This window comes from Streptomyces sp. SD15, assembly GCF_054462255.1.
Genome location: NZ_JBTLMO010000011.1, coordinates 204,645 through 210,903 on the forward strand (window position 1 = coordinate 204,645; position 6,259 = coordinate 210,903).

4 protein-coding genes are annotated in these 6,259 nt (G+C 71.1%); 2 read left to right on the forward strand and 2 right to left on the reverse strand.

Annotated features, from left to right (window positions below):
* Positions 1 to 27: 27 nt before the first annotated feature.
* Positions 28 to 549: a MarR family winged helix-turn-helix transcriptional regulator gene (locus ACX28W_RS14000; protein ID WP_458999240.1), complete on the reverse strand. Its 522-nt coding sequence runs from the start codon at positions 547 to 549 to the stop codon at positions 28 to 30.
* A gap of 108 nt (positions 550 to 657) precedes the next feature.
* Here ACX28W_RS14000 and ACX28W_RS14005 point away from each other — a divergent pair, with 108 nt between their 5' ends.
* Positions 658 to 1,578 (forward strand): EamA family transporter, encoded by a 921-nt coding sequence (locus ACX28W_RS14005; RefSeq protein ID WP_458999241.1) that lies wholly within the window; start codon positions 658 to 660, stop codon positions 1,576 to 1,578.
* 404 nt (positions 1,579 to 1,982) lie between these two features.
* On the forward strand, positions 1,983 to 3,239 hold the full coding sequence (locus tag ACX28W_RS14010; protein WP_458999242.1) for a M14 family zinc carboxypeptidase: 1,257 nt from the start codon (positions 1,983 to 1,985) through the stop codon (positions 3,237 to 3,239).
* 293 nt (positions 3,240 to 3,532) lie between these two features.
* Here the strand turns inward: ACX28W_RS14010 and pepN are convergent, their stop codons facing one another.
* On the reverse strand, positions 3,533 to 6,112 hold the full coding sequence (gene pepN, locus ACX28W_RS14015) for an aminopeptidase N (RefSeq protein WP_458999243.1): 2,580 nt from the start codon (positions 6,110 to 6,112) through the stop codon (positions 3,533 to 3,535).
* Between the last annotated feature and the right edge of the window lie 147 nt (positions 6,113 to 6,259).

Here is a 6,259-nt window from a genome sequence, read left to right on the forward strand (position 1 = left end):
GGGCTCCGGTCGACGTCGGAGCCGGCGTCAGGAGCCGGCGTCGGCTCCGGTTCCGACGAGCAACTCGCGCAACAGGTCAGCCAGCTGGCCGGCCTGTTTCTTGTCCAGGTGGGCCAGGGCCGCCGTCTGGACGGCCAGCCCCGCAGCGACCGCCTCGTCGATGAGCCGCAGCCCCTTGTCGGTGAGCGTCACCTGGAGTCCGCGCCGGTCGTGCGGGTCGGGGGACCGCCGCAGCAGCCCCGCGCGCTCCAGCTTGTCCAGGCGCCCGGTCATCCCGCCGGTGGTGAGCATCAGTGTCGCCGAGAGCTGCCGGGGCGAGAGCGTGTACGGGGCGTCCGAGCGGCGCAGGGTCGCCAGCACGTCGAACTCCCCGCGCGAGATGCCGTACGGCGCGTACGCCTTGTCCATCCGGTCGCCCATCGTGCGGGCGAGCCGGTAGATCCGTCCGAAGACCTCCATCGCGGCGGTGTCGAGATCCGGCCGCACGGTGGCCCACTGCTCGATGATCGCGTCGACGGGGTCCTTCGGGGTGCTCGTGCTCGTGCTCATGGGGTGAGTATCCGCCGTGGTCGGGTAGCTCGCAAGAAAGTAGCTTGATGGGAAGTGGGTGAGTGATAAGTGGCTTAATGGTAAGTAGCTTGCTGCTAAGTTAGTTTCATGGCTGTCAATCGCCCCACCCTCATAGCCCTCACCGCGCTGGCCCCCATCTCCTGGGGCAGCACCTACGCCGTCACCAGCGAGTTCCTCCCCGCCGACCGGCCCCTGTTCACCGGGGTGATGCGCGCCCTGCCCGCCGGGCTGCTGCTCCTCGCGCTGGCCCGGGTGCTGCCGCGCGGCGCCTGGTGGTGGAAGGCGGCGGCGCTGGGCGCGCTGAACATCGGCGCCTTCTTTCCGCTGCTGTTCCTTTCCGCGTACCGGCTGCCCGGCGGCCTGGCGGCGGTCGTCGGCTCGGTCGGGCCGCTGTTCGTCGCAGGGCTCGCGGCGCTGCTGCTCGGCGACCGCCCGACCCGCCGTACCCTCCTCACCGGCATCGCCGCGGCCCTCGGCGTCAGCCTCGTCGTTCTGAAGGCGGCGGGCGCGCTCGATCCGGTGGGTGTCCTCGCCGCGCTCGCCGCGACCGCGTCGATGTCCGCCGGTACGGTGCTCACCAAACGGTGGGGGCGGCCGGACGGGGTCGGTCCGCTGGGGCTGACCGCCTGGCAGCTGACGGCCGGTGGGCTGCTGATCGTGCCGGTCGCCGTCCTCGTCGAGGGCGCGCCGCCTGCGCTGGACGGCCGGGCGGTCGGCGGGTATCTGTACCTCGCGCTGGCGAACACGGCGGTCGCGTACTGGCTCTGGTTCCGCGGTATCGGGCAGCTCGCCGCGACGCAGGTCACCTTCCTCGGCCCGCTGTCGCCGCTGACCGCGGCCGTCATCGGGTGGGCCGCGCTGGGGCAGGCGCTGACGCCGGTTCAGATGGCGGGGATGGTGGTGGCGTTCGGGGCGACGGTGGTCGGACAGCTTGGGACGCCCGGGTCGTCCGGGCGGGGCGCTGCCGCGGGTTCGGCGCGTGTGGCGGCTCCGGCTTTGCGGAGGTAGGGGGTGGGGTGGAGGGGGTCGCCCCCGCCGCCCCTACCCTCCCCCAAGCTCTCGGCTTCGCTCGAGCAGGGGGGACCCCCATCATCCCTGGGGGCTCCGCCCCCAGACCCCCGCCGGGGCGCTGCGCCCCTGGACCCCCGCCGGGGATCGACGCATCACCGGCACCCGCGACTGCCACTGCCACCAGGCCCCCTCCCCGTGACAGGAACATGCCTTGACACTCTGGCCCCCCGAGTCGAGCCTTGACGGGACGCGGTCGGGGATCGCGTGCAGGCGCTCGGCGTCGCTCAATATCCGTACGACGGTAAGGAGTTGGCGTGACCGTCACTATGGTGATCCGCCCGTTCGGGGAGAAGGAGACCACCGGCGGCCGCGACGCGAACGGCGGCTGACCGGGGTCCGGCATGTGGCGAACCCCGTATCCCACCCTCGACGAGCTGCTGCGACGCGCTCGCGCGATGGTGGCGGCGTGGCCTGGAGTGCTGCGTCTGCGTGATGTCGGGGCCTCGCGCGCCGGCCGGCCGCTGTGGCTGCTGTCGGCCGGGCACGGTCCGCGTCATGTCCTCACGGTCGCCGGTGCGCACGCCAACGAGCCGGTGGGCGGGGCCACTTCACTTCGGCTGGCCGAGCGGATCGCTCGCGAGCCGGGCGTATTGGGCCGGGGCGACGGTGAGCTGAACTGCACCTGGCACTTCCTGCTCTGCCTCGACCCCGACGGGGCGAGCCTCGCCGAGCGGTGGATGACCGAGGCGCGGCTGACCGCGGCAACGCCGACCGTCGAGGGCTACTACCTGGGGTTCTATCGCCCCGCCTTCGCCGCACAGCCCGAGTTCCCGCCCGTCGTCAGCGATCCGCGCCCGCCGATGCCGGAGTCCGAGGCCCTCGTTCGGCTCATCGACGAACTGCGCCCCGTCGTGCAGTTCTCGCTGCATGGTGTCGAAGTGGGCGGAACCTTCCTGCAGTTGACGCGTGCGGTGCCTGGGGTGCCGCCCGTCTATCGCCGGATCGCGGCGGGCCTCGGCATCCCGCTGGAACACCGGCCGTTCGACGGTACGGGGTGGCTCGCGGAGGGGCCGGGCGTGCTCGTCCTGCCGGACGGGAGCCCGACCGAGGAACGGGACCCCTCGGGCTTCACCTCGCAGGCGACCTGGCTCTATGCGATGCGGCACGGCACCGTGTCGGCCGTCGTCGAGGCGCCCTTCTGGAGCGTGGCGGGCGTCGGCGATCCGCGGCCCGTGGCCGAGCCGCGCCGCGAGGTCGCCGAGGCGAGCGAGATGCTGCTCACCCGCGCCAAGCAACTGGAGGAGATCGTGGGGGAGTTGGATCCGCGTACGCCGGAAACGCCCGACGGGCTCGCCCACTTCACCGCCGCCCGCGAACTCATGGACATCGGCTCCGGAGTCGTGGACACCTGGACCGCCGCCGAACTCGCCACCACTGTCGGCAACTCCCTCTCCCTCGGCATCGCCGCCCGGCGCATCCCGCTGCGCGCGGCGGCGATGATGCGCCAGGCCCTGGGCGGCGCACCCGCGCTGGACACGCTCGTGGGCGCGTGGTCCCGCGAGTTGGAGAGCACGTTCGACGCCCGCTGGGTGCCGGTCGCCGACCAGACCGAACTCCAGGCCCGCACCATGCTCGCGCTCGCCCGCGCGCTGCTGTGAGGAGCTGGGGCCTGTCCGGCGGATCAGGTCGGAGGGAAGCAGCGGCGCCTTGTCAGCGCAGGTGAGCGGGGTGTGGGGCGTCGAGCTGCAAGGCGGAGGAGGGCGTCGACGCGATGGGGGTCCCCCCTGTTCGAGCGAAGCCGAGAACTTGGGGGAGTCGGCAACCGACGACAACGCCGCAGATCGGCGTGCCACACCCCGCGTCTCCGGCATGATCCGCCGGACAGGCCCTAAGTGGGGGCGCCCGGCAACAGCGCCGGACGCCCCCACTCCCGTACAACCGGGAACCGGTACTACAACGACGCTGCCGCCGCGTCCGCCGCCTGGGCCTTCAGCGCGCGCTCGACGCCCGAGCGGGACTCCGAGACGAGCCGCCGCAGGGCCGCGTTGGGCTCGGCGGAGGCCAGCCACGCGTCCGTCTTGGCGAGGGTCTCCTCGGAGACCTGGATCGACGGGTAGAGGCCGATCGCGATCTGCTGGGCGATCTCGTGCGAACGGGCGTCCCAGATCTCCTTGACCACGGCGAAGAACTTGTCCGTGTACGGGGCGAGCAGCTCGCGCTGGTCGGTCTGCACGAAGCCGCCGATCACCGCCTCCTGCACGGCGTTCGGGAGCTTGTCGGACTCGATGACCGAGGCCCAGGCCTCCGCCTTCGCCTCCTCGGTGGGACGCGCGGCACGGGCGGTGGCCGCGTGACGCTCACCCGCCGCCGTCTTGTCGCGCTCGTACTCGCCGGCGATCTCCGCCTCGTCGTAACGCCCGACCGCCGCGAGCCGCTCCACGAACGCCCAGCGCAGCTCGGTGTCGACGGCGAGGCCCTCGATGACCTCCCGGCCCTCGAGCAGGGCCTCCAGGAGGTCCAGCTGCTCCGGCGTACGCGCGGTCGCAGCGAAGGCGCGCGCCCAGGCCAGCTGGTGGTCGCTGCCCGGCTCGGTCGCGCGCAGGTGCGCGAGCGTCGCGTCGGTCCAGCGGGTCAGCAGCGCCTCGCGGGCCGTCGGGTCGGCGTACAGCTCGATCGCCAGCTTGACCTGGCGCTGCAGCGACTGCACGACACCGATGTCGGACTCCTTGCCGATGCCCGACAGCACCAGGGACAGGTAGTCGCGGGTCGCGAGCTCCGCGTCGCGCGTCATGTCCCACGCCGACGCCCAGCACAGAGCGCGCGGGAGAGACGCCTCGAAGTCGCCCAGGTGCTCCGTCACGAAGGCGAGGGACTGCTCGTCCAGGCGGACCTTCGCGTACGACAGGTCGTCGTCGTTGAGCAGGAAGACGGCCGGGCGGGGCTTGCCGACCAGTCCCGGTACGGCGGTCAGGTCGCCGTCGACGTCCAGCTCGATGCGCTCGTCGCGCAGCAGCTTGCCGCTGCCGTCGTCCAGGTTGTAGAGGCCGATCGCGATGCGGTGCGGGCGGAGGGTCGGCTCGCCCTTCGCACCGGCGGGCAGGGCGGGGGCCTCCTGGCGGATGGCGAAGGAGGTGATGACGCCGTTCGCGTCCGTCTCGACCTCGGGGCGCAGGATGTTGATGCCCGCGGTCTGGAGCCATTTCTCCGACCAGTTCTTCAGGTCGCGCCCGGAGGTCTCCTCCAGGGCGCCCAGCAGGTCGGACAGGCGCGTGTTGCCGTACGCGTGTGCCTTGAAGTACGCCTGTACGCCGCTGAAGAACTCGTCCATGCCGACGTACGCGACGAGCTGCTTGAGGACGCTCGCACCCTTCGCGTACGTGATGCCGTCGAAGTTGACGAGGACGTCGTCCAGGTCACGGATCTCGGCCATGATCGGGTGGGTGGAGGGCAGCTGGTCCTGCCGGTACGCCCATGTCTTCATGGAGTTGGCGAAGGTGGTCCAGGAGTGCGGCCAGCGCGAGTCGGGCGCGTATGCCTGGCAGGCGATGGACGTGTAGGTGGCGAACGACTCGTTCAGCCACAGGTCGTTCCACCACTCCATGGTCACGAGGTCGCCGAACCACATGTGGGCCAGCTCGTGCAGGATCGTCTCCGCGCGCACCTCGTACGCGGCGTCGGTGACCTTGGACCGGAACACGTACTGGTCGCGGATCGTCACCGCGCCCGCGTTCTCCATCGCGCCCGCGTTGAACTCCGGCACGAAGAGCTGGTCGTACTTCTTGAAGGGGTACGCGTAGTCGAACTTCTCCTGGAACCAGTCGAAGCCCTGCCGCGTCACCTCGAAGATCGCGTCCGAGTCGAGGAACTCGGCGAGCGAGGGCCGGCAGTAGATGCCGAGCGGGACGGACTGCCCGCCCTTCTCGTAGACGCTGTGCACGGAGTGGTACGGGCCCACGATGAGCGCGGTGATGTACGTGGAGATCCGCGGCGTCGGCTCGAAGGCCCAGATGTCGTCCTTGGGCTCGGGCGTCGGCGAGTTGGAGATCACCGTCCAGCCGGTGGGCGCCTTCACGGTGAACTGGAAGGTGGCCTTCAGGTCGGGCTGTTCGAAGGACGCGAAGACGCGGCGGGCGTCCGGGACCTCGAACTGGGTGTAGAGGTACGCCTGCTGGTCGACGGGGTCGACGAACCGGTGCAGGCCCTCGCCGGTGTTGGTGTACGCGCAGTCCGCGACCACGCGCAGCACGTTGCGTCCCTCCAGCAGACCCTGGAGTGCGATCCGGGAGTCCTTGAAGACCGCGGCCGCGTCCAGCGGGTCTCCGTTGAGGGTCACCTCGTGGACGGTCGGGGCCACCAGGTCGATGAAGGACTCCGTGCCGTTCTCGGCGACGTCGAAGCGCACCGTGGTCACGGACCGGTAGGTGCCGCCCTCCTGCGCGCCCGTGAGGTCGAGGTCGATCTCGTACGAGTCAACGGTGAGCAGGTTCGCCCGCTGCTGCGCCTCTTCGCGGGTCAGGTTTGTGCCAGGCACGCGGTCATCTCCTCGTTATGTGACGGTTGCGCCATCCTTCCACGGGACCTGCACGGAAGCGATGTCCATGTTCCTCGCCCCCGCCGCCCCTACCCTCCCCCAAGCTCTCGGCTTCGCTCGAGCAGGGGGGACCCCCATCGTCCCCTG